Genomic DNA, 603 nt, shown 5'->3' on the forward strand with positions numbered 1-603 from the left:
CAGGGTGATCTGAGCCGCGCCACTGGCCGGGGTACGCAGCACGCGCTCACCGCGATGGTTGTAGGCGTAGCTTTCCAGCACGGCATTGCCCTGCTTCACCGCGTTCATGCGGTTGGCATCGCTGTAGGTGAACGTCTTGCTGCCGATGCTGGTGGCATTGCCCACCGCGTCATGGTTGCGCGCTTCGCCGTCCACGGCGGTCAGCCGGTGGCTGGTTGCGGGATAGGTGTAGCTGGCGGTGCCTGCCGAGGTGGTCAGCGCGGTGCGATTGCCGGTGGCGTCGTAGGCATAGGTTTCAATCGGTGTGCCTGTCGTCCCGTCCTGGGTCTGGGTCAGGCGACCCAGCGCGTCGTAGGCGTACTTGGCCAGCACCGACGAGCCTGCGCCGTTCTTCAGCTCGGTGATCGAACCGACGGGATCGTAGCCATAGCCCAGCGACAGGCCGCCTGCCGCGGGGTCATGCACCGCCTGCGGGCGGTAATCCAGATCCAGCGGACGCTGCAGCTGGCGGCCGTTGCCGTAGGTCCAGCCGGTCGCCGGGCCGAAGGCCGCATAGGTCACGTTGTTCACCACGATCTGGCGCGCCTGGCCAGGCCGGGTCAG

1 pseudogene is annotated in these 603 nt (G+C 67.3%); it reads right to left on the reverse strand.

Annotated features, from left to right (window positions below):
- Positions 1-603 (reverse strand): annotated as a pseudogene (locus tag AB839_RS20855) (RHS repeat protein); the annotation flags it as partial.

This window comes from Stenotrophomonas sp. DDT-1 (genome assembly GCF_001580555.1).
In the GTDB taxonomy this organism is placed as follows: Bacteria; Pseudomonadota; Gammaproteobacteria; order Xanthomonadales; family Xanthomonadaceae; genus Stenotrophomonas; species Stenotrophomonas sepilia.